Here is a 21,582-nt window from a genome sequence, read left to right as displayed (position 1 = left end):
GCAAGGGGCCGGCAGGCATCAGTCAGAGTGGGGGAGGAATGGGGTTAGCGGCTTTGGACGGGGAAACCGCTCTTGCGGTCGAACTCCATGTGCTGGACCAGCGATCCGTCCTTGGTGACGATGTCGGCGGAAATCAGGGCACCCTTCTCCTTGACGTCGCCGACCTTGAGGTTGGGGTTGTTCCACATGGTCAGGTGGCGCTCCATCAGGCCCTTGACCTCGGCGACCGAAAGCTCGCCGTCGGCCATCAGGCCGGCGTGCATACCGGGGCCGGAGCCGAAGCCGAAGCCGAAGCCATCGAAACCGGCCTGCCGGCCGTGCCCGAAACCGCGGCCCCAGCCGCCGCGCCCGCCGCGCATGCCTGGGCCAAAGCCGTCACGGCCAGGCGCGTTGACGAGGGTCGCATCGACCTTGCGCGGAAATTCCATGGTGCGCACCAGCGCGCCTTCGGCGGTGACGATCTCGGCGGTCAGGGTATTGGCATCCTTCTCCTTGATGGTGCCGACCTTGAGGTTTTCGAAACCGGGCCGGTCGTGGCGGGCCTCGAGGAAGGTCTTGACCTCCTCGACGGTCAGCGTGCCGTCATGGTTGGCGTCGGCCCAGTAGGCGCCGCGGACGCCCGGTCCCATGCCGGGACCCATGCCCATGCCGGGACCCATGCCCATGCCGGGACCGTAAAAACCGTAAGGCGGGGGAGGGGTGTCGTCGGAAGCCGCATAGGCGACACCCGCCAGACCGAAGGCGACCGGCAGGGCGACAAGGACGGCAAAGCGAAGCGGAAAGCGTTTCATGATGTTCTCCATTGGGCAGCGGTGATCTCGATTGCCCCCATTAGACCGCCGCTCTGTAACCGGCGGATGTCCCAACACCGGGTTTTTTGTAACCGAACATTTCAAGACGGCGGGGCGATACAGTCGGTAACGGATTTTCCGTCACAGCCGGCGCGCCCGAGGCTATAGTCGCCGCCATGGAAAGTTCGCCGCACATCCTTGTCGTCGACGACGACCGCGAGATCCGCGACCTCCTGGGCCGCTTTCTCGGCAAGCACGGCTATCGGGTGACCACCGCGCCCGACGGCCGCGAAATGGCCAAGGTCCTGGCCGACTGGGCCATCGACCTGATCGTGCTGGACCTCATGCTGCCGGGCGAGGACGGGCTGACGCTGTGCCGCAACCTGCGCTCCTCGTCCGCCGTGCCGGTGATCATGCTGACCGCCATGGGCGAAGAGACCGACCGCATCATCGGCCTCGAAATGGGGGCCGACGACTATCTGCCCAAACCGTTCAATCCGCGCGAGCTGCTGGCCCGCATCAAGGCGGTGCTGCGCCGGGCCGACGCCCAGCCGGGCCGACGCGCGGCCAGGACCATCGCCGACGGCGAGGGCGAAACCGTCGTCGCCTTCGCCGGCTGGAACTTCAATCTGGACTCGCGCGAGCTGACTTCGCCCGACGGCGTGCGCGTGGAGCTCAGCGGCGGCGAGTACGAGCTTCTCGCCGCCTTCGTGTCGCGGCCGCAGCGGGTACTCAGCCGCGATCAGCTGCTGGATCTGGCGCGCGGCCGCGATTCCCAGCCGTTCGACCGGGCCATCGACGTCCAGGTCAGCCGGCTGCGCCGCAAGATCGAGGCCGACCCCGCCAATCCGCAGATGATCAAGACGGTGCGCGGCGGCGGCTACGTCTTCACGCCGGCGGTGGAAACCCCATGAGGTACGGCTGGCCTTCCAGCATCGTCGGGCGCACGGTCATCGTCCTGCTGCTCGGCCTCATGATCTCCAACCTCGTCGGCTTCGCCTTCTATTGGACCGAGCGATCGCACACGCTGTCCTCTTCGCTGGCCACCCAGGTGGCCGAGCGCATCACCTCGCTGGCCCAGATCGTCGACGAACTGCCCATCGAGGAGCGCCGGCCCTTCGTCCGCGACATCCGCCGCGGCCCCGGCCTGCGCGTCACCTGGACCCGCAACGCCCCCGTGGCCGCCGGCAAGACCGCCGATCCCTGGGCGCTCAGCGTGCGCGACGCCGTCGTCGAGGAACTGGGAAAAGGCGGCGAGGAGCGGGTGCGGGTGTCGGTTGCCGACCCCGGCAGTCCTCCCATCATCGACGACGGCGAAAACGACCGCCCCGACCGCGGCGTCCGGGGCGGCAGGGACGGGATGTGGAATCACTTCGGTCGCGGCTTCGGCCCGAATCGGGGCCCCGCGTTCGGCGGACCGCCGGGCCTGCCCCAGCCCATCATGGTCCTGTCGCTGAGACTTGCCGACGGCAGCTGGCTCAACTTCTTCGCGCCGCCCCTGGTCATCCGGCCGTTCTGGTCGTCCAGCATCCTGGTGCCGATGCTGGCGGCGACGCTGGCCGTCATCGCCATCTCGGTGTGGGCGGTATGGCAGGCCGCGGCGCCGCTCGCCTTCTTCACCCGCGCCGCCGAACGGCTGGGCCGCGACGTCAACGCGCCGCCGCTCGACGAGCGCGGCCCGCGCGAGGTGCACCGCGCGGCCCGCGCCTTCAACGAGATGCAGACGCGGCTGCGCAGCTTCATCGAGGACCGCACGCGCATGCTGGCGGCCATATCGCACGACCTGCGCACCCCCATCACCCGCATGCGGCTGCGCGCCGAATTCGTCGAGGACGACGAGCAGCGCCGCAAGATGCTGGGCGATCTGGCGGAGATGGAGGCGATGATCGCCGCCACGCTGTCCTTCGCGCGCGAAGACGCGGCCGGCGAAAAGCAGGTGCCGCTCGACCTCGCCGATCTTCTGCAAAGCCTGTGCGACGCCGCCGTCGATGCCGGCCATACGGCCAGCTATACCGGCGAACGGCGGTTTTCCTTCAACGGGGCGCCGATGGGCCTCAAGCGCACCTTCGGCAACCTCATCGACAATGCCATCAAGTACGGCGGGACCGCGCGCGTGGCCCTGAAGCCGGCAAGCGAGGCCGTCGTCGTCACCGTCGAGGACGACGGGCCGGGCATTCCGCCGGCCGAACTGGAAAAGGTGTTCACCGCCTTCTACCGCGTCGAAGGCTCGCGCAGCCGCGAGACCGGCGGGGTCGGCCTTGGCTTGGCCGTGGTGCGCACCATCGTGCGCGCCCACGGCGGCGAGGTGACGCTGGAAAACCGCGAGGAAGGCGGCCTGCGGGCGGTGGTGACGCTGCCGGCGGCCTAGGCCGCGCGGCCGCCGCGCGCCGCCGACCAGCCGACCGGATCGGCCAGGAATTCGCGCACGCCCGCGATGGTTTCGGCCGGAAAGTCGCCGCCCGCCTCGGCCTCGGCGAGCACATCTTGCCAGGTGGCCAGGTAGTGAAGGCGCACGCCCTCCTTGGCAAGGTCGGCCTCGGCGCCGGCGAACACCCCGTAGAAGAAGACGACGAAGGCGTCGCCGACGGCGGCGCCGGCGGTGCGCAGCGCGTTGACGAAGGTTAGTTTGCTGGCGCCGTCGGTGGCCAGGTCCTCGACCAGCAGCACGCGGCGGCCGTCGGCAAGGTCGCCCTCGATCTGGGCGTCGCGGCCGAAGCCCTTCGGTTTTTTGCGCACGTAGAGCATGGGCAGCGACACCGCCTCGGCGATCCAGGCGGCGTACGGAATGCCCGCCGTCTCGCCGCCGGCCACCATGTCGACCGCCGGCCAACCCATCGCCTCGCCCAGCTTTTCCACCGCCATGGCGACGATGCGTCGCCTCTCTTCGGTGAACGAGATGACCTTGCGGCAGTCGATGTAGACCGGGCTCATCCAGCCGGAAGTCAGCTTGTAGGGCTCGGCCGGCCGGAAGTTGACGGCCTTGATGTCGAGCAGGATGCGGGCGGTCGGGCGGCCGAAACGGGCCGCGGATGCGGAAGCGGGCGAGGGCATCGGTCCTCCGGAATCGGTGGCTGGCGGCGTCAACCCGCCGTCGCCGCTTTGTAGTGGCAAGACCGGCAAGACGCAATCCCCGGCGAGTGGGCCGGGGAGGGATCGTCAGGCCCGCACCACCAGCACCGAGCGGGTGGAATGACGGACCACGCGGGCGGCATTGGGGCCCAGCAGATAGTCGCGCATGGCCGGCCGGTGCGAGGCCATGATGATGAGGTCGGCGTCGATGGCCTCGGCGGTATCGAGGATGCAGGTGTAGATGGTGCCGTGCGCCACGTGCCGCTTGACGCGGAAACCGATCGGGACGCGCTTCTCGACGAAGTCGGCCAGATCCTCCTTGGCCGCCTTGACCAGGCGCGCCCCGGCATCGTCGGCGAAATAGAGATTGACCACTCCCATCGGCAGCTCGGGCACCACGGTCAGTATGTGGAGGTCGGCATCGAACGCCTGGCAGTGCTGCAGCGCCGCCGGCAGGGCCTTCTGCCACGAGGCATCGTCGTTGAGATCGACGCTGAAGAGAATTCTCTTGTACATGGGCGCCTCCCGCTTCCGCCTATTTGTAACCCTTCAGTCGGTCGATGTATTCGGGCAGGAACAGCGAAATATCCGGCACGTAGGTGATGATGACCAGAAAGACCAGAAGGACGGTGAGCCAGGGAAATGCCGCCTTGATCACCCACAGGATGGTCTGCCCGGTGATGCCGGCGGTGACGAACAGGTTGAGCCCGACCGGCGGCGTAATCATGCCGATCTCCATGTTCACCACCATGATGATGCCGAGATGGATGGGATCGATCCCCAGTTGGACGGCGATGGGAAACAGGATCGGCGCCATGATCAGCAGGATGGCCGACGGCTCCATGAAGTTGCCGGCGATCAGCAGCAGGATGTTGACGACGATGAGGAATCCCCACGCCGGCAGTCCCCATCCGGTGATGACGGCGGCGATGGCGTGCGGGATGCGCTCGGTCGTCAGCACGTGGGCGAACAACATGGCGTTGGCGATGATGAACAGCAGCATGATGCTGACCTTGGCGCCGTCCATCACCACCCGCCGGACCTCGGCGTCGGTGACCGAGCGCGGCACCGCCCACGCCATCTGAAGCAGGTTTCGCGAGACCTGTCGGATCGCGGATTCGTCGGCCTGCCGCCAGGGAACGCCCTTGAGCGGCCCGATATCGCGGTATCCCATGACCGCGACTCCGTAGGCGTAGACGGCGGAAATGGCGGCCGCTTCGGTCGGGCTGGCGACGCCGCCGTAGATGGACCCCAACACGATGACGATCAGCAGAATGCCGCCCGAGGCGCTGAATCCGGAAGCGAAAACTTCGCGGAATCCGGCCCATTCCTGCGCCGGCAGCTTCTTGATGACGGCGGCAACATAGATGGCCAGCATCAGCATGCAGCCCAGCATGATGCCGGGGATGAATCCGGCCATGAACATGCGGGCGGCCGAAACCTCCGTGGCCGCGGCGTACACCAGCATGACGATGGAGGGCGGGATCAGGATGCCCAGCGTCCCGGCGTTGCAGATGACCCCGGCGGCGAAGCTTTGGGGATAGCCGGACTTGACCATACCGACGATGGCGATCGAGCCGATGGCCGCCACCGTCGCCGGCGACGATCCGGACACCGCCGCGAACAGCATGCAGGCCAGCACCGAAGCCATGGCGAAGCCGCCGCGGATGTGCCCGACGACGGCGATGGCGAAGCGGATCAACCGGCGCGCCACGCCGCCGGTCGAGAGAAAGGCCGAGGACAGGATGAAGAATGGAATGGCCAATAGCGTGTAGTGGACCGATACCGCCTCCATCAGCTTGAGCGCGATGGAAGCGAGCGAATCATTGGAAAAGAACAGGATCGTCACGACGCTGGACAATCCCAGCGCGATGGCCACCGGCATGCCCAGAATCATGCAGACGAACAACAGGACGAACAGGACGACGGTGGTCATGGTTCCCGCCTTTCGGCCACGCCGCCGTCCTCTACAACGTCTTTCAACGCGTCGGCCACCTCGTTGGCCAGCCGGAACCCGCTCGCCTTGCCAAGAATGAACGCCCACAGGAGTTGCAGGAGTCGAAAGGCGAGAAGGACGAACCCGATCAACAGGAACGAATGGGCGATCCACCGGGGAACCGGGACATCCTGGAGGTGGATGCCGATGAGGTACATCTTGCTCAGGTAGATCCAGGACCCGTAGATGAAGATCCCGCAATAGGCGAGGGCGAGGACGGTGGCCACGATGCTGACCCATCGGCGTGGCCCGGAGGGGATCAGGCGCACCACGGCATCGACGCCGATATGGCAGCCGACCTTGATGCCGTACGAGGCGCCGATAAGAACCATCCACGCCGAGGTGAGCAGCGTCACCTCCTGGATCCACCCGAGCCCCGTGTTGAAGACGAACCTGAGGATGACCTCGTAGAAGACCAGCAAGGTCATGCCGACCAGGAGGAGGGAGATCACTCCCTCCTCCAGACGGTCGACGATGCGTTTGAGCATCGGCTTAGCGATCCTTCGGGGATTGAAACGACGTTCAGCTTCCGGAGTTCGAAGCTGCAGCGGCCTCGATCAGGTCCTTGCCGATGTCCTTCTCGAACTTCTTCCACACCGGCTTCATGGCCTCGACCCATTGGGCGCGCTCGGCGTCCGTCAACTGGATGATCTGGGTGCGCCCGGAGTCGGCAACCTTCTTCCGGTCGCCCATTACCTTCTCCATAGCCACTTTGTTGCCATGGGCGATGGATTCGTCGAGCGCCTTCTTGACCTCGCCGCGGATGTCCGCCGGCAGGCCGTTCCAGAAGGACGCGCTGGTCACCACCATGTAATCGATCAGGCCGTGGTTGGATTCGGTGATGTAGCTTTGCACCTCGTGGAACTTCTGCGAGTAGATGTTGGACCAGGTGTTCTCCTGACCGTCGACGGCACGGGTCTGCAGCAGGGTGAAGACCTCGGAGAAGGCCTTTTTCAGGGGAACCGCGCCGACCGCCTCGAACTGCGCGGCGAGAACGTCGGACTGCTGAATCCGGAATTTCTGCCCCTTGGCGTCGGCGGGGGTCCTGAGTGGCTTGTTGGCGGAAAGCTGTTTCAAGCCGTTGTGGAGATAGCCGAGGCCGATCAGCCCCTTCTTTTCCATCGACATGAGCAGCTTCTGACCGGCCGGGCCCTGCTGGAAGCGATCGGCTGCCGCCATATCCTTGAACAGGAACGGCAGGTCGAACACGGGAAGCTGGCTGGTGTACTTGTCGAACTTGGAAAGCGACGGCGCGGCCAGTTGGACGTCACCCAGCAGCATGGCCGACAGCACCGCGTCGTCGTCGAACAGCTGCGTGTTCGGGAAGACCTCGACCTTGACCTTGCCGGGCAGGCGTTGTTCGACCAGTTCCTTGAATTTGTTGGCCATCTGGCCCTTGGGCGTGTTCTCGGCGACCACGTGCGAAAACTTGATGACGATCGGACCCGCCGCCTGGGCGACGGGCGTCGTCAGCACGAAGGCCGCCGCGGCGACCGATGCGGCCGTAATGGTGAGGAAACGCATGATTAAAGTCTCCCTGATGTCCCAGTTGCCAAGCCGCTCTCGCGGCCTGCGTGTTGCCTCGACCTTCTCGGACGCTCACCATTTTTGACGGCTTTTGGCGTCTCTTGGCTTTTTAGGTTTTGAAATACCCACCCAATTTATAACAGAAATAAATGATGGTTGCATACGATCAACCCAAAGGAGCCGCATTTTGGCGTGGATACCCGGAATCGGACTTGCCCCTGCGGACGGGCCGCCGCCCCTTCGCGATGGCGGCGATCGGGCTTGACCCGGCCGGCGGCTGCCCCTTTACTCGGCGCCATGACCAGCCCCCGCCAGATCCCCGCCAATCCCGCCGTCTGGGCCCTTCTCGACGACCGCGCGGGCAACCGCAGCCAGGTTCTCGGCGTGGCGGAAGCCCTGGGCCTGCGCTTCCAGGTTCAGGAACTCGCCTACACGCCGGCGGCAGCGCTGCCCAATTTCTTCGTCGGGGCGTCGTTCGCCGGACTGACCGCCAGCAGCCGCGTCAATCTGGTGGCGCCGTGGCCGGACCTGGTCATCGCCGCCGGCCGGCGCACGGCGCCGGTCGCGCGCAAGATCAAGAAGGACAGCGCCGGCCAGGCGGTGCTGGTGCAGATCATGTATCCGGGCGACGCCGGCGCCGACGAATTCGACCTCATCGCCGCGCCGCGCCACGATTCCATCGGGCCGCGCCCCAACCTGATCGAGGTCACCGGCGCGCCGCACCGCGTCACCCCGGCCAAACTGGCCGAGGCGGCGGGCCAATGGCAGGGCCGCTTCGACCATCTGCCGCATCCGTGGATCGCTGTCATTGTCGGCGGCTCGTCGAAGCGCCGGACCTTCAGCGCCGAGATGGCCCGCGACATGGGGCGCACGGTGTCGGCGATGGCCGCCAGGGCCGGCGGCTCGCTTCTGATCACCACCAGCCGGCGTACCGGCGAGGCCGAGGGACCGCTGTTCGAGGAAATCACGGTGCCGCATTTCGCGTTCCGCTGGGGCGACGCCGGCGACAACCCGTATTTCGGCTTCCTGGCGCTGGCCGACGCCGTGGTGGTGACGGGGGATTCCGCCTCCATGGCCTCCGAGGCCTGCGCCACCCCGGGGCCGGTCTACATCTATGCGCCCAAGGCGCTGACGCCGTTCAAGCTGGCCAAGCTGCACGCCGAACTGTTCCAGGGCGGCTTCGCCCGGCCGCTGGCCGACAGCCTGGAGGCCTGGACGCACCCGCCGCTCAATACCGCCATCGACATCGCCCAGGAGATCCGCCGCCGTTTCGGGGCTTAGACGCTTGAACAGGAGACCCCATGGCCCGCCAGACCATCCTCTTCGATGACCGCCTGTTCGATTACATCCGCTCGGTTTCGCTGCGCCAGCCCGCCATCCTCGCCCACCTGCGCGAGGAGACCCAACGGTTTCCCCGGGCCGGCATGCTGCTGACCCCCGAGCAGGGCCAGTTCCTGGCCCTGCTGGTGGAATTGATGGGGGTTCGCCAAGCCATCGAGGTCGGCACCTTCACCGGCTACAGCGCCTTGTGGATGGCCCTGGCCCTGCCCGAGGACGGCCGGCTGATCTGCTGCGACATCGACGAGGAGTCGGCGGCGGTGGCCCGCCGCCACTGGGCCGAGGCCGGTATCGCCGCCAGGATCGACCTTCGGCTGGCGCCGGCCCTGGATACCCTTGATTCCCTCATCGCCGGCGGCGGTGCGTCCCGCTTCGATCTGGTCTTCATCGACGCCGACAAGGCGAACTATATGGCCTATTACGAAAAGGCGCTGGTTCTGCTGAGGCCGGGCGGCCTGATCGCCATCGACAACGTGCTGTGGGGCGGCGAGGTCGCCGATCCGGCAATCACCGGCGACGAAACCGTGGCTGCCCTGCGCGATTTCAACGCCCGCCTCCATGCCGATTCCCGGGTCAGCCTCAGCCTGGTGCCGATCGGGGACGGCCTGACGCTGGCCCGCAAACGCGCCTGACGGCAAGAAAGGAAAACGCCATGCCCACCACGTCGCTGCTTCTGCGCGGCCGTTACGTCATCACCGACGCCGCCAGGGACGGCTGCGGCCTGATCGAGGATGGGGGCGTGCTGATCGCGGGTCAGCGCGTCGCCGAAACCGGCCCCTTCGCCGACCTCGCCAGGCGGCATCCGCAGGCCCGGGTCATCGGCGACGGTTCGCATCTGGTGATGCCCGGCCTGATCGATGCCCACAGCCATGGACACGGGCTCAGCCGCATCCAGGCCGGGGTATTCTTCGACTATCTGGAGAACATGATCCTCGACTGGCCGTGGCGGGTCGCCCTGCCGCAGGAACTGGCCTGCCCGCTGACCGCCATCCGCCACCTGCGCATGGGCTTCACCACGGTTCATCACAACGGCTGGGACAACATGGGGGCCAAGGCCCTGGCCCAGGCCCGCGCCGGCATCGCCCGCTACAAGGAGACCGGCATCCGGCTGGCCTATTCGCCGGCCGTGCGCAACATCAACCGCTTCGCCTGCGACGAGCGCGAATTCCTGCAATCGCTGCCGCCCGACCTCAGGGCCCTGGCCGAGCCGTTCACCGCCTATGACAGCCAGGCCGTCGGCGAGCAGTATCTCGAGCTGTTCGAGGCGCTCTACGCCGAGCACAATTCCGACGTCCATCATATTTTCCTGTCGCCCAGCTGGGCCCACGGGGTGACGCCGGACCTTCTGCGGCGCATCAAGGCCAGGGCCGACGAACTGGGCGGCATCCCGCTGCATATCCACACGCTGCAAACCCCCCACCAGCGGGCCTACGGCCTGATGAAGCACGGCAAGTCGCTGCTGGCCTACCTCGACGACCTGGGCCTGGTCGATCGCAACATCACCTACGGGCACGCCATCTGGGTCGACGAAAAGGACATCGCGCTGCTGGCCCGACGCGACGCCTCGGTCTCCAACCACCCCAGCTGCAACTTCCATGTCCGCAACGGCATCGCGCCGGTCTACGAATTCCTGAAGGCGGGGGTGAACGTCGCCATGGGCGTCGACGACAAGTCGATCAACGACGATGACGACCCGTTCATGGAAATGCGCATGATGCACAAGGTGCACAGGGTAGGGGGGTTCGACCTGGAAAACACGCCGCCCCTGAGCGCACGGGACGTCATCCGGATCGCCACCCTCAACGGGGCGCGTGTCCTTGGCTTCGAAGGCCAATTGGGGGCCCTGGCGCCCGGACAGTTCGCCGACGCCATCGTCCTCGACATCGACGAGATGATGACCGACCCCTGGGTGAAGCCCGGCATCGACATCCCCGAACTCGTCGTCCATCGCGCCAAGGGCACGCAGGTGCGCACCGTCGTCGTCGGCGGCCGGGTGGTGGTCGAGGACCGCCGGTTCGTCGACTACGACGTCGACGCCCTTTTCCGCGAGGTCAGGGCCTTCTGCGACAGGGGGGTGTCGCCGGCCGCCGCCAAGGATGCCGACGCCATGAAGCGCCTGATGCCGCACCATCAGCGCTGGCACAACGCCATGCTGAAGCACCTGGACGTCAGCCAGCCCTTCTACCTGATGAACGGCCGGCGCTGAGGCCTAAACTGCCTTCGAATGGCGGGCCTGCCCCGTTTGCAGGTAGGTGTCGAAGGCGGCGGCAACGAGGCGCACGAACGGCCGGCCGGCCTCGGTCAGGGCGATCCTGCGCCCGTCGAGGACGACGATGCCGTCGGCCCGCAACGGCGTCAGCCCGGCCAGTTCGGTCCCGAAACCGCCGGCCGATGCGCCGTGCTTGCGGGCGACGTCGTCGAGGTCGACCGCCAGATCGCACATCAGCCGCTCGATGATCTCGGCGCGCAGGCGGTCGTCGGCGCTGAGCGCGACACCGCGCCCGGTGGCCAGGGTGCCGCCCTCGATGGCCCGCGCGTAGTCCTTGAGCGGCGAGACGTTCTGCACGTAGCCCTGGGGCAGCGAGCCGATGGCCGACGCCCCGAAGCCCAGCAGGACCGCCGCGTCGTCCACCGTGTAGCCCTGGAAGTTGCGGTGCAGCCGCCCCTTGCCGAGGGCCACCGCCAGGGCATCGTCGGGCCTGGCGAAATGGTCGAGCCCGACGGCGACGTAGCCGGCGGCGATCAGGCGCGCCGAGGCGGCGGTGAATTGCCGCCAGCGTTCCACCGTGTCCGGCAGGGCGGCCTCGTCGATCAGCTTCTGGTGGGCCTTCATCCACGGCACGTGGGCATAGCCGAACAGGGCCACCCGCTGGGGCTCCAGCGTCAGCGCCTTTTCGACCATCGCCTCGACGCGGGCCACCGTCTGGTGCGGCAGGCCGTACATCAGGTCCATGTTGAGGCTGCCGATGCCGTGGCGGCGCAGCCACTCGACCACCCGCCGGGTCACGTCGTAAGGCTGGTCGCGGTTGATCGCCTTCTGCACCTCGGGATCGAAATCCTGCACCCCGATGCTGGCCCGGTTGACGCCGGCCGCGGCGAGGTCGCGCACGTAGTCCTCGGTGGTGTCGCGAGGGTCCATCTCGACCGCAACCTCGGCGTCGGCGGCGACGTCGAAGCGGGCCCGGATGCGCTCCAGCGTGCGCATCCAGTCGGCCCCCGTCAGTAGCGTCGGGCTGCCGCCGCCCCAATGCAGGTGGCGGGCCGGAAAGCGGGCCGGCAGACGGTCGGCCACCTCTTCGATTTCCTTGATCAACACTTCAAGATAGCTGGCGATCGGTTTGTATTGTTTGACGATTTTCGTATAGCAACCGCAGAACCAGCACATCGAATCGCAGAACGGGATATGGAAATAGAGCGACAGCGCCCGCGTCGCATCGAGCCCCCCCAGCCACGCGGCATAGTCGTCGGGCCCGATCCCGTCGGTGAAATGCGGGGCGGTGGGATAGCTGGTGTAGCGGGGAACCCGCTGGTCGTAACGCGAGGCAAGGTCTGCGGTCATGTCGGGTCGGCTCGCTCCGTCTCTGTCGGCGTCCCCTAAGGTAGCGATTGTGCCGCCGTCTTGCCACTCTCGCCGACCGGACGGCACCGGGTGTCGCGCATGCAAAGGGCGGCGGCGACGGCCAGCGCCCCGCAGGCGGCCAGGCTGAGGAAGGCCATTTGGTACGTTTCCACCGAATACACCCGTGCCCCGCCGTCGATGACGCCTTCCCAGCCGAGGTCGAGCAGCCAGCCGATGAGCGGCTGGTAGATGGCGGTCAGGCCCATCGAGAGGGCGTTGATCAGGCCCATGGTCGTTCCGGACACGGCGGCGCGGGTGTTTTCGCGCCCCGCCGCGTAACAGGTCACCACCGCCGCGCCGGCAAATCCGTTCATGGCCAGAAGGCCGAAAATCAGCCAGCGCGGCAGCCCCGGCACATAGATCAGGAAGAGAATGGCCCCGAAGGACAGCGTGGTGCCGGTCAGGATCGGGATCTTGCGGCTTTGGATGCGGTCGGACAGCCAGCCCAGGATCGGCGCCCCCAAACCCCACGAGGCCAGGATCACCGACATGCTGGCCGCCGCCTCGGGGCGCGTCATGCCGTGCGCCTGGACCATGTAGGGGACCCCCCACAGGCCGCCGAAGGCCATCAGCGGCACGCTGACGGTGGCGACCACCAGGCCGGCCGCCCATACCTGGGGAGCCGCCGCCACCTCGCACAGGCTGCGCCACAGCCGGGGATGCTGCGCCGCCGTCGCCCGGCCGGCACCATCGTCGCGGCGGTCGCGCACGACGCGCAGGACAATGACGGCCAGGACCACGCCATAAAGGGACGCCCAAAGCAGGGTCGGACGCCAGCCGAAGCGGCTGACCACCGCGGCCAGCGGCGCCTGGCCGCCGACCGCGCCGACCATGCCGATCAGCGAGGTCAGCCCGGTGACCAGGGCGAAGCGGCGCGGCGGGAACCACAGCGTGATGAGGGTCAGCGTGCCGATCCAGCCGAAGGCGGCGCCGGCGCCGATCATGGCGCGCCCGACATAGGCCATCTCGACCGACCCGGCGACGGCGAAAACCGCCGTGCCCAGCCCGCAGAAGGCCGCCGCGCAGGCGATTACCCGGCGCGGCCCCCAGCGGTCGAGCATGTTGCCGAGCGGGATCTGCAGCAGGGCGTAGGGATAGAAATAGAAAGCCGACAGGGTGCCGAGGATGGCGCCGCCCACCTGGAAATCGCGCATCAGGTCGCTGACCATGACGCTGGGCGCCACGCGGTGGAAGAAGGCGTAGCAGAACAGCAGCGTCCCGGTGGCCCAGACAAGCCAGGGATACAGCGGATGGAGGGAACGGCCGCCGGCGACGGCGACGGAAGATGCGGAGGGGCTGGATTCGGGCATCTTTGGACCTGTTGAAGAGGTCATTTAGCGCATCGCGGAGGGCTTGTCACGAACGGTCGGCGGCGGATCGGCCGGGCGGCCCGCCTTTCCGGAACGCCCGAAAACTGATACACTGAAAGGCAGAACGGACCCGGCTTCCGCGTCGGAGCCGGAAGGGAAGAAAGGGTGGGGCGCGGTCGCCCGATTCGAGGATCGGCCGGGCGCCCCGCCGGAAGGACGTGGCCGCCGAAGCCGGGTCCCATGAGGACCGGCCACGTTCGGGAAACCGACAGCATCGAGCCTGCGGCTCCGCCGCCTCCAACGCGAGAAGGAGGTAAGCCATGGCGATTGCCAAAAAAATCGACAAAACACTCGCCGAAACCGGCGTCAAATACGAGGTCATTGCCCACCAGCGAACCGAGTCGGCCAGCCGCACGGCGCAGGCGTCGCATGTTTCCGGCAACCAGGTGACGAAGACGGTGGTCCTGCACGACGGCGACCGTTACGTCATGGGGGTCGTTCCCAGCACCCATCGGGTCGAGTTGGACACCCTGGGGCAGTTCCTCAATCGCCGCCTGACCCTGGCGACGGAGGCCGAAACGGCGCGCCTGTTCGACGACTGCGCGCTGGGGGCCGATCCGCCGCTGGGGGCCGCCTACGACCTGCCGGTGGTGATCGACGAGGCGCTGTTCGACGAAGGCGACATCTATTTCGAGGGCGGCGACCACCAGTCGCTGGTCCACGTCTCGTCGGAAGCCTTCGCGGCCCTGATGCGCGACGCCCAGCGGGCTCGCTTCAGCCACCACACGTAAGGAAAGGGGGCCGGGGTCCGGCCCTATTCCTTCTTGAGGCGGCGGTACAGCGCGCGCAGGTAGCGGCGGTCGTCGTCGGCGAACTCGCCGGCCTCGATGTCGGCCTTGTAGGCGGTCAACTCGGCCCGCAGTTCCTCGGACGTGCCGGCGGAGTCGAGCAGCCGGGCGATCAGGCGAAGGGACTCGGCGTTGTCGGGAAGCGGCCCGGCGGCAATCGGCTGGGCGTCGTCGGCGGCATCCTCGCGTTCGTCGGAAAGCGCCGGTTCGCCCACCGCGGCCGATGGGGCGGCCAAGAGGTCGTCCCAGGTCTGCCCGCTGGCCGCAACCGTGGCATGGATGGCCCGCGCGGCCGACAGGACCGTCTGGTCGCTTTCATCGCCCAGTTGTTCGAGCAATTTGATCAGTTCGTCCCGATCCATTCCATCCGTCATCGTCCACCTCATCCCTTCTTGTTGGGCGCCTCCCTCGTGGGGTCGGCGTCAACCTAGACCATTTCGGGCAGCGGCACCACAGCCGCGTGCCGCCCGCCGCGTCGCGCCGTCCCGGCCGCTTTTTGGGGGGGCGCCGCCGGCAATTGTAGATTAGAATAAGCCGACGTGCGTAGGCTCGAAACACGCGGGCGGCGGGCATCGTACCGGCCGAACCCGGCGCCGGGAGGAGTCCGAGACGATGACGATCAGCGTGGCCATCGTGGGAACGGGGCCGAGCGGTTTCTACGCCGCCCAGGCCTTGCTGGAGTCCGGAATCGACTGCCGGATCGACCTGATCGACACCCTGCCGACGCCGTTCGGCCTGATCCGCGGCGGCGTCGCCCCCGATCATCAGCACACCAAGCGGATCACCCGCACCTACGAGGAGATCGCCGCCCAGCCAACCGTCAATTTCTACGGCAACGTCGAGGCCGGGCGCGACATCACCATCCTCGAACTGCGCTCCCTCTATGACGCCGTCGTGCTGGCCATCGGCATGCCGATGGACCGCGGCCTCGATCTCATCGGCGGCGCCAAGAAGGGCGTCTACGGCGCCGCCGAATTCGTCGGCTGGTACAACGGCCATCCGGCCTACCGCCACCTCGATCCGCTGCTCGACGACAAGCGCGTCGCCGTCATCGGCAACGGCAACGTGGCGCTGGATATCGGCCGCGTGCTGTGCAAGACCAGGGACGAAATGGCCAAGACCGACATTCCCGAGTATGCCATCGAGGCCATCCAGAACGCGCCGATCACCGACATCTGCATCTTCGGCCGGCGCGGCCCGGCCGAGGCCAAGTTCACCAACGTCGAGCTGCGCGAGATCGGCCAGTTGGCCGACTGCGCGCCGATGGTCGACCCCGAGGAGATCCCAGACGAAATTCCCGGCGAGATGTCCGATCGCGACCGCCGGCTGCGCATGCGCAACATCGAGACCTTTCGTTCCTTCGTCGCCCTTAACCCCACCGGCAAGCGCAAGCGCCTGCACTTCTGCTTCCGCTCGATGCCGGCGGAAATCCTGGGCAAGGAACGGGTCGAAGGATTGCGCCTGCAACGCACCGTCGTGGTGAACGGCGAGGCGGTGGGGACCGGCCACTACTACGACACCCCGTGCGGCACGGTGATCGCCGCCATCGGCTATCGCATGGGGCCGCTGCAGGGGGTGCCGCTGGACATCCGGCGCGGCATCGTCATCAACAGCGACGGCCGCGTCGCGACCGGGCTTTACGTGGTCGGCTGGGCCCGGCGCGGGCCGACCGGCGTCATTTCCAGCAACAAGCCGGACGGCGACGCCGTGGCCGCCCACATCGCCGCCGATATCGCCCAGCCGGCAAAACCGGGGCGCGCCGCCTTCGAGGAACACCTGCGGGCGCGCGGCGTGCGCTGGGTGACGTTCGAGGACTGGAAGTTCATCGACGAGGCCGAGGTCGCCGCCGCCCAGGAAGGGGCGCCGCGCCGCAAGTTCGTCGACGTCGAGGCGATGATCGGCCTCATCGACAAGGGCCGGGCGGGCGGGACCTCCTGAACCCGGCGTGCATAAGGAAACGGGCCGGGCCACCCATCGTGACCCAGCCCGTTTCCTGTTTGCGTCGCGCCGTGCGGACGGGGTTCAGGCCTTCCAGGCCTTGACCTCCTGGCGCTGCTCGCCCAGCCCCTCGACGCCCAGGCGCATGACATCGCCGGCGGCGAGGAAGACCGGCGGCTTGAAGCCGAGGCCGACGCCGGGCGGCGTGCCGGTGGTGATGACGTCGCCCGGCAGCAGGGTCATGAAATGGCTGACGTAGCTGACGATGTGGGCCACCCCGAAGATCATCGTCGCGGTGTTGCCGGTCTGGCGGCGCACGCCGTTGACCTCGAGCCACAGGTTGAGCTTCTGCGGATTGCCGACCTCGTCCTTGGTCACCAGCCAGGGGCCGAATGGCGCCGAGGTGTCGAAGCTCTTGCCCTTCACCCACTGGCCGCCGCGTTCCAGCTGGAAGGCGCGCTCCGAGACGTCGTTCATCACCGCATAGCCGGCGACGTAATCCAGGGCGTGGCCTTCCTCGACATACTGGGCCTTGCGGCCGATCACGAAGGCCAGCTCGACCTCCCAGTCGGTCTTGGTCGCGCCCTTGGGCATGATCACCGGGTCGTTGGGGCCGTTGATCGCCGTCACCGCCTTGGTGAACATCACCGGCTCCTTCGGCAGCTCCATTCCCGATTCCTTGGCGTGGTCGGAATAGTTGAGCCCGATGGCGATGATCTTGCCAATGCCGGCGACCGGCGGGCCCATGCGGGGCGAGCCTTCGACCAGCGGCAGGGTCTTGGCGTCGAGCTTGCCCAGCGCCGCCAGACGCTCGGGGGCCAGCACCGAGCCGTCGATGTCGGCGACCTGGTTGGAGAGGTCGCGGATGCGCCCGTCGTCGTCCAGCAGGCCGGGTTTCTCGGCGCCCTTCGGCCCGTAACGCAGCAGTTTCATTCTTCTCTCCCTTGATTGGCCGATAGCCCTGAATATCGGCCGCAGAATGACCCAATTTGGGAAAAATGCACAGAAATTCTTTTGAAAAGACAAGGGCAAATAAAGCGCGTCCGAGTGACCTGGATCACAAGCCGGCGGCCGAATTTCGGCCCATACTGCCCCCGGTCAGTCAACTCACCGATCACATCCGGGAAAAGGCGAAACGAAACGAACCTGGGTTCCGCCTTTCCCGGATGACTTTCCGACCAGGAATGAACCCCAGTGGCCGCCCGATGATCACCCGCTTCCCAGCCAGCCCACGGCTTCGCCCGGCCGGCGTTCTCGCCCGCCTGGGCGGCGCGCGGGACGGAGCAACCGCGGTGGAGTTCGCCTTCGCCTTTCCGATGATCGCCATGATGGTCGTCGCCATCATGGAATTCGGCATGATCATGTTCGTCGGCGTCCTCATGGAAAGCGGCCTGCGCGACGCCTCGCGCTATGGCATCACCGGTTATGTGGAAACCGGCCTCACCCGGATGGAACGCATCGTCCAGATCGTCGGCGAGCACACGCTGGGCCTGGTCGACATGGCCAAGGTCGACTTCGACGTCCTGGTCTATCCCAGCTTCGGCAACGTCGGCGGCGAGGACTTCGTCGACGGCAACGGCAACGGGAAATACGACTCGGGCGAAACCTTCACCGATCAGAACGGCAACGGCGCCTGGGATTCCGACATCGGCACGCCCGGCCCCGGCAATCCCGGCCAAGTGGTGGTCTATCGCCTCGAATACGCCTGGCCGCTGATGACGCCGTTCGCCTCCACCTTCATCGGCACCGACGGCACTTTCCCGATCAAGGCCTCGCTGGCCGTGCGCAACGAGTAGGCGGAGGCCGAAAAGCCGATGATCCGCCGCATCCTCAACGCCCTTGCCCGGGACCGCCGCGGCTCCATCCTGGTGGAAACCGCGATGGCGGTGCCGGTGCTGGCCCTTCTGCTGCTGGGCGGCGTCGAGATCACGCGCTTCGTCCTGCTCAACCAGAAGCTGGAGCGCACGTCGGCCACCATGGCCGACCTGGTGTCGCGTTCCGTAAGGGTCTTCGCGGCCGACCTGCCCGACCTCTTCACCGCCGCCGGCTTCACCTTCGAGCCCTTCGACCTGGCCGGCGACGGCCGCGTCATCGTTTCCTCGATCTACAAGACCAGCGGCACGCCGCCCCGCATCGTCTGGCAGCGCGCCTATGGCGCCGGCAGCGGCGCCAGCGCGTTCGGGGTGCAGGGCGCCTATGCCGTCCTGCCGGCCGGCTTCGTGGTGCGCGACGGCGAGAACGTCATCGTCAGCGAAGCCTTCTTCGATTTCGTGCCGCTGTTCGCCGGCGACTTGGTCGGGGTCCTGGAGACCAGGACCCTTACGACGTATTCCGTCATGCGGCCGCGCTTCGGGCCGCTGACCGCCCTCTACTGAGCGGCCTGCCAGAGCCGCATGTGACCCTATGGGATCGCCCTTTTCCTTCTCGTCATTCCCGCGAAAACGGGAATCCAGGGCAACCGCTCCGTCGCTCGCCCTGGACCCCCGCCTGCGCGGGGGTGACAAAGAAGTAGATCCAGTTACTTGGAAAGCCGCAATTCCGAGAGGTTGTTGGCGATCTCGTGAAAGGCGGCGTTGAGCGCGGCGGCGTCCGGGGCGTTGTGGTAGTAGGGGGCGTCGGGACCGCTCGCCACCTGCTTGAGCAGGGTTTGCAGGGTGGAGCCGCTGTTGGCGAACTGGATGACGTAGAGGATGACGCCGCTGGCCTTGATGTTGGCGGCCAGCAGCCGCAGGCGGGCGTCCATGTCGGGCCGGGCCGTGCTGCCGGTGCCGAACACGCCCTTATAGCCGTCGCCCGAACCGCCGACGTTCTCGCCGTCGGTCAGAAGCACGATGGCCTGCTCGCGGCGGAAGGGCGGGTTGGGATCGGCCTGGGTGAAGGGCGCATCCGGCGTCAGCACCCGCCACGCCCAGCCCAGGCCTTGCGGGATGTTGGTGTTGCCGGCCGGCGACAGCAGGTTGCCGATGGCAGTCAGGATCGGCTGCTTGTCGTTTTGCAGCGGCGTAATGCCATAGTCCAGGCAGGCGCCGCATTCGTTATAGCCGATCGCCGACGTGCAGCGGGCCGAGCCGGAAACCGGCTCGCCCTCGGGTCCGATCGGCTGCCAGGCCGGCCACTCGGCGCCCGCCGTCTCGGTCGGGCCGTCGAAGATGTCGGCATCGGTCGCCGGGTCCTCGTCGTCGATGAAGCGCGAATAGACGCAGCCCTGCCAGTCGGCGGGCGGCGACGACAGCAGCGGCACCGGCGTGTTGTCGGCGTAATAGACCGTGCTCTGCCCCGCATTCGTCACCGGGTTGGTGAACGGCGCCACCGATTGGGGCAGGGTCGAGGTGGGATGATAGATCTGCCCCTCGACCATGACGTTGACTTTGCTGTTCCACGGCACCAGGCCGATTTTCAGCAGCGGGTTGGTGGCGTTGGCGCCGAACAGGATGTTGACCAGCGTGGTGGCGGCGGTGCGCGCGGCGGCGATGCGGGTGGTGCCGCCGGTCGAGGACGTCATCGATCCCGACATGTCGATGGAAAGGACGACGTCGAGCAGGGTCTGCTGGCGCGTGACCTCGGCGCTGGCCGATACCGTGATGTCGTCGTAGCCGAACAGGCGCATGAAGGCGGTGGGCACCGTCGCCGAGGCCGTCAGTTGAATGACCTGGGTCGTTCCGGCGGCGCCGGTGATGACGACCGTGGGGCCGCTTACCGTCGAGCCCATGTAGCCGGCCGGGAAGTTGGCGTTGAAGAACATCGTCATGTCGGCTTCGCGGGTGGTCAGGAAGAAGGCCTTGCCGCCGGCCAAGCCTGCGGCGTCGAGCGCCGTGGACAGGCGAGACTTCACCATGAAGGCTCGCGCGGTATCGGTGCCGATGCCGATAAAGCCGACCAGCGGCACGACGGCGAGCGCCAGGAGAACGGCGATGGCGCCGCTCCGCTCGGCAGCGAGCCGCCGGCCGAGCCGCGCCAAGCCGGCGAGGGCCGCCCTGCCCAGGACCCGCATGTCGTTCACGTCGACGGCCCTCCGGCGAAAATGAAAAATCATACCTTATTATATAAGCAACGATGTCGGGCAGGGATGTGTCGTCCATCACAAGTCAAACATCGGGCGCTTAAAAGATGCCTGCAATTTTAAGCATTTTTCAGGTGTCTTTTTGTTGAAATAGAAAGTAAAAAAAATTTTCTATAGTGACGAAGATCACAGCATTGGACGCAGTAATCCATAATAGTCACGCTCGATAAACAAATTCGTTTTCTCCCTGCTGAAAGGACAACCCCAATGTTCACCACCCTGTGCAACGTCCTCAACGACGAATCGGGTGCCACCGCCATTGAATACGGCCTGATCGCCGCTCTGGTGTCGGTTGCCGCCCTGGGCGCTTTCACGGCGATGGGCGATTCCCTGGATGGAATCTTCCGGTTCGTGTCGAAGACTCTGGACGACGCCAAGACCGCCGCCACAACCTCCGGCACCTGATCTGCGCGTCACCCTGTCCTGCAACCTCCGCCCCAGGGCGGAGGGCCCTCTCCCGGGCCGTCCACCGGCGGTCCGGGGAGGGTACCCCCGAACGAAACCCGGCGCCCCCCAGCGTCACCCCCCAGGGTTTCCGACGGATCAATTCGCGAGCCCCCCGATGCTTTCGATCCCCAGCCTTCCCCACGCGATTCTTCTTGGACTGATCGGCCTTTTGATCTGGGCCGTGATCTGCGATTTCACGTCGCTGCGCATTCCCAATCGCCTGCCGCTCGCCGTCGCCCTGCTGTTCGCCGCCTATGCGACGGCCGCCCCCGGCGCCGTCGACTGGCTGGGCGGCCTGCTGATGGCGATGATCGTCTTCGTCGTCGCCACCGTGCTGTTCCATTTCCGGGTCATGGGCGGCGGCGACGTCAAGCTGATGGCGGCGCTCGCCCTGTGGGCCGGGCCGCAAGGCATCCTCGGGTTCCTGGTGATCACCAGCCTGGTCGGTGGCCTGCTGGCCCTCATCGCCATCACGCCGCTGCGCTTCGTGTTCGCCGAGGCGGTCGCCGCCCTGGGCGGTGCCAAGGCGGTTCGCGGCGCCTTCCGGGGCGTCATCCCCTATGGCATCGCCATCGCCGCCGGCGGCCTGTTCGTCGCCTCTTCCCTGATGGGAGCTTGATTTCGGCCCGCCGGGAGACC

Annotated in this window: 22 protein-coding genes; 11 read left to right on the top strand and 11 right to left on the bottom strand. The window is 66.9% G+C overall.

Annotated elements, in window-relative coordinates; all coding sequences use genetic code 11:
- Window positions 1-44 precede the first annotated feature (44 nt).
- The gene (locus ODR01_RS06540) at window positions 45-791 is read right to left on the bottom strand and encodes a hypothetical protein (RefSeq protein ID WP_316976804.1); all 747 of its coding nucleotides are present in this window, start codon (window positions 789-791) and stop codon (window positions 45-47) included.
- Between the two features lie 176 nt (window positions 792-967).
- Here ODR01_RS06540 and ODR01_RS06535 point away from each other — a divergent pair, with 176 nt between their 5' ends.
- Window positions 968-1,705, top strand: a complete 738-nt coding sequence (locus ODR01_RS06535; protein WP_316976803.1) for a response regulator — start codon at window positions 968-970, stop codon at window positions 1,703-1,705.
- Window positions 1,702-3,159, top strand: coding sequence for a sensor histidine kinase (locus tag ODR01_RS06530; RefSeq protein ID WP_316976802.1), 1,458 nt, complete (start codon window positions 1,702-1,704; stop codon window positions 3,157-3,159). The genes ODR01_RS06535 and ODR01_RS06530 overlap by 4 nt, the downstream gene beginning before the upstream one ends.
- Here ODR01_RS06530 and ODR01_RS06525 read toward each other — a convergent pair.
- From ODR01_RS06525 to ODR01_RS06505, 5 genes are all read right to left on the bottom strand, one after another.
- Window positions 3,156-3,842 carry an orotate phosphoribosyltransferase gene (locus tag ODR01_RS06525; RefSeq protein ID WP_316976801.1) on the bottom strand — a complete coding sequence of 229 codons (687 nt, stop codon included), beginning with the start codon at window positions 3,840-3,842 and terminating at the stop codon, window positions 3,156-3,158. The genes ODR01_RS06530 and ODR01_RS06525 overlap by 4 nt on opposite strands.
- Window positions 3,843-3,947: 105 nt before the next feature.
- Window positions 3,948-4,376, bottom strand: a complete 429-nt coding sequence (locus ODR01_RS06520) for a universal stress protein (RefSeq protein ID WP_316976800.1) — start codon at window positions 4,374-4,376, stop codon at window positions 3,948-3,950.
- 19 nt (window positions 4,377-4,395) lie between these two features.
- On the bottom strand, window positions 4,396-5,796 hold the full coding sequence (locus tag ODR01_RS06515) for a TRAP transporter large permease (protein WP_316976799.1): 1,401 nt from the start codon (window positions 5,794-5,796) through the stop codon (window positions 4,396-4,398).
- A complete protein-coding gene (locus ODR01_RS06510; protein ID WP_316976798.1) occupies window positions 5,793-6,344 on the bottom strand; it encodes a TRAP transporter small permease in 552 nt (183 codons plus the stop codon). Before ODR01_RS06510 ends, ODR01_RS06515 begins: the two co-directional genes overlap by 4 nt.
- 34 nt (window positions 6,345-6,378) lie before the next feature.
- Complete coding sequence (locus ODR01_RS06505) at window positions 6,379-7,380, bottom strand: TRAP transporter substrate-binding protein (protein WP_316976797.1); 1,002 nt, start codon at window positions 7,378-7,380, stop codon at window positions 6,379-6,381.
- A 300-nt stretch (window positions 7,381-7,680) separates the two neighbouring features.
- Between ODR01_RS06505 and ODR01_RS06500 the strand changes: the two genes are divergently transcribed.
- Genes ODR01_RS06500 through ODR01_RS06490 form a run of 3 tightly spaced genes read left to right on the top strand, consistent with a single transcriptional unit; the run spans window position 7,681 to window position 10,927 of the window.
- Window positions 7,681-8,664 (top strand): mitochondrial fission ELM1 family protein, encoded by a 984-nt coding sequence (locus ODR01_RS06500; RefSeq protein WP_316976796.1) that lies wholly within the window; start codon window positions 7,681-7,683, stop codon window positions 8,662-8,664.
- A 20-nt stretch (window positions 8,665-8,684) separates the two neighbouring features.
- On the top strand, window positions 8,685-9,353 hold the full coding sequence (locus tag ODR01_RS06495) for an O-methyltransferase (RefSeq protein WP_316976795.1): 669 nt from the start codon (window positions 8,685-8,687) through the stop codon (window positions 9,351-9,353).
- Window positions 9,354-9,373: 20 nt separating this feature from the next.
- Window positions 9,374-10,927, top strand: coding sequence for an amidohydrolase family protein (locus ODR01_RS06490; protein ID WP_316976794.1), 1,554 nt, complete (start codon window positions 9,374-9,376; stop codon window positions 10,925-10,927).
- Window positions 10,928-10,930: 3 nt separating this feature from the next.
- On the opposite strand, the gene hemN is transcribed toward ODR01_RS06490, so the two are convergent.
- On the bottom strand, window positions 10,931-12,280 hold the full coding sequence (gene hemN / locus ODR01_RS06485; protein WP_316976793.1) for an oxygen-independent coproporphyrinogen III oxidase: 1,350 nt from the start codon (window positions 12,278-12,280) through the stop codon (window positions 10,931-10,933).
- A 35-nt stretch (window positions 12,281-12,315) separates the two neighbouring features.
- Window positions 12,316-13,650, bottom strand: coding sequence for an MFS transporter (locus ODR01_RS06480; RefSeq protein ID WP_316976792.1), 1,335 nt, complete (start codon window positions 13,648-13,650; stop codon window positions 12,316-12,318).
- Between the two features lie 320 nt (window positions 13,651-13,970).
- Here ODR01_RS06480 and ODR01_RS06475 point away from each other — a divergent pair, with 320 nt between their 5' ends.
- Window positions 13,971-14,441 carry an aminoacyl-tRNA deacylase gene (locus ODR01_RS06475; protein WP_316976791.1) on the top strand — a complete coding sequence of 157 codons (471 nt, stop codon included), beginning with the start codon at window positions 13,971-13,973 and terminating at the stop codon, window positions 14,439-14,441.
- Between the two features lie 23 nt (window positions 14,442-14,464).
- On the opposite strand, the gene ODR01_RS06470 is transcribed toward ODR01_RS06475, so the two are convergent.
- A complete protein-coding gene (locus ODR01_RS06470; protein ID WP_316976790.1) occupies window positions 14,465-14,872 on the bottom strand; it encodes a hypothetical protein in 408 nt (135 codons plus the stop codon).
- Window positions 14,873-15,110: 238 nt separating this feature from the next.
- Between ODR01_RS06470 and ODR01_RS06465 the strand changes: the two genes are divergently transcribed.
- Window positions 15,111-16,436, top strand: a complete 1,326-nt coding sequence (locus ODR01_RS06465; protein ID WP_316976789.1) for an NAD(P)-binding protein — start codon at window positions 15,111-15,113, stop codon at window positions 16,434-16,436.
- 84 nt (window positions 16,437-16,520) lie between these two features.
- Here the strand turns inward: ODR01_RS06465 and ODR01_RS06460 are convergent, their stop codons facing one another.
- Complete coding sequence (locus ODR01_RS06460; RefSeq protein ID WP_316976788.1) at window positions 16,521-17,369, bottom strand: fumarylacetoacetate hydrolase family protein; 849 nt, start codon at window positions 17,367-17,369, stop codon at window positions 16,521-16,523.
- Window positions 17,370-17,620: 251 nt separating this feature from the next.
- Between ODR01_RS06460 and ODR01_RS06455 the strand changes: the two genes are divergently transcribed.
- Both ODR01_RS06455 and ODR01_RS06450 read left to right on the top strand, forming a co-directional pair.
- Window positions 17,621-18,232: a TadE/TadG family type IV pilus assembly protein gene (locus ODR01_RS06455; protein WP_316976787.1), complete on the top strand. Its 612-nt coding sequence runs from the start codon at window positions 17,621-17,623 to the stop codon at window positions 18,230-18,232.
- Window positions 18,233-18,250: 18 nt separating this feature from the next.
- A complete protein-coding gene (locus ODR01_RS06450; protein ID WP_316976786.1) occupies window positions 18,251-18,811 on the top strand; it encodes a TadE/TadG family type IV pilus assembly protein in 561 nt (186 codons plus the stop codon).
- Window positions 18,812-18,954: 143 nt separating this feature from the next.
- Here ODR01_RS06450 and ODR01_RS06445 read toward each other — a convergent pair whose 3' ends face one another.
- The gene (locus ODR01_RS06445) at window positions 18,955-20,427 is read right to left on the bottom strand and encodes a TadE/TadG family type IV pilus assembly protein (RefSeq protein ID WP_316976848.1); all 1,473 of its coding nucleotides are present in this window, start codon (window positions 20,425-20,427) and stop codon (window positions 18,955-18,957) included.
- A gap of 276 nt (window positions 20,428-20,703) precedes the next feature.
- On the opposite strand from ODR01_RS06445, the gene ODR01_RS06440 reads away from it, so the two are divergent.
- Both ODR01_RS06440 and ODR01_RS06435 read left to right on the top strand, forming a co-directional pair.
- A complete protein-coding gene (locus ODR01_RS06440) occupies window positions 20,704-20,901 on the top strand; it encodes a Flp family type IVb pilin (protein ID WP_316976785.1) in 198 nt (65 codons plus the stop codon).
- Window positions 20,902-21,058: 157 nt separating this feature from the next.
- Entirely contained in the window at window positions 21,059-21,562 is a 504-nt protein-coding gene (locus ODR01_RS06435; RefSeq protein ID WP_316976784.1) for an A24 family peptidase, read from the top strand.
- The last annotated feature ends 20 nt before the right edge of the window (window positions 21,563-21,582 follow it).

It is taken from the genome of Shumkonia mesophila, from assembly GCF_026163695.1.
In the GTDB taxonomy this organism is placed as follows: Bacteria; Pseudomonadota; Alphaproteobacteria; order Rhodospirillales; family Shumkoniaceae; genus Shumkonia; species Shumkonia mesophila.
The sequence above is the reverse complement of the archived record's forward strand: the minus strand, read 5'-3'. Positions and strand labels throughout refer to the sequence as shown.